Origin of the sequence: Streptomyces coacervatus (assembly GCF_029223485.1) — a bacterium.
Classification (GTDB): Bacteria; Actinomycetota; Actinomycetes; order Streptomycetales; family Streptomycetaceae; genus Streptomyces; species Streptomyces coacervatus.
Genome location: NZ_JARHTP010000084.1, coordinates 1 through 503 on the forward strand (window position 1 = coordinate 1; position 503 = coordinate 503).

The 503-nt window shown below is 69.2% G+C and carries 1 protein-coding gene; it reads left to right on the forward strand.

All coding sequences use genetic code 11. The features are described from left to right. Window positions 1-503 (forward strand): toll/interleukin-1 receptor domain-containing protein (locus P2Q00_RS50690; protein ID WP_338059429.1); only part of this gene is annotated, 503 nt, incomplete at both ends.

Consider the following 503-nt stretch of genomic DNA (forward strand, 5'->3'; position numbering starts at 1 on the left):
GTGCGGAGTCGGGCGAAAGGTTTGCCTATGACGCGTTCATCTCGTACAGCAGGGCGGCTGATCGGCAGCTTGCGCTCGCGCTCCAGCAGGGGCTCCATACGTTCGCCAGGCCCTGGTACCGGCTGCGGGCGCTGCGGGCTTTCCGGGACGAGGGCAGCCTGGCCGCAGGGGCGCGGTTATGGGGTTCGATCCAGCGGGCGTTAGACAGCTCACGTTTCCTCATTCTCCTCGCGAGCGAGCAGTCGGCCACGGCGCCGTGGGTCGAACGGGAGGTCGAGCACTGGTGTACCCATCGGGGCGTGGAGAACGTGTTAATCGTGCTCACAGATCCCCCGGCCGACGGCAGCGGGCGCCTGCCCGGCATGGCCTGGGACGGCCTCCACAGCGACTTCGACTGGGAGCGGACCACGGCGCTGCCCAGGTGTCTGGCCGGACGTTTCCAGGAAGAGCCCCACGCGGTGCCGCTGGGCTGGGCGCGCTCCAGGCCCGAACTCTCCATGCGC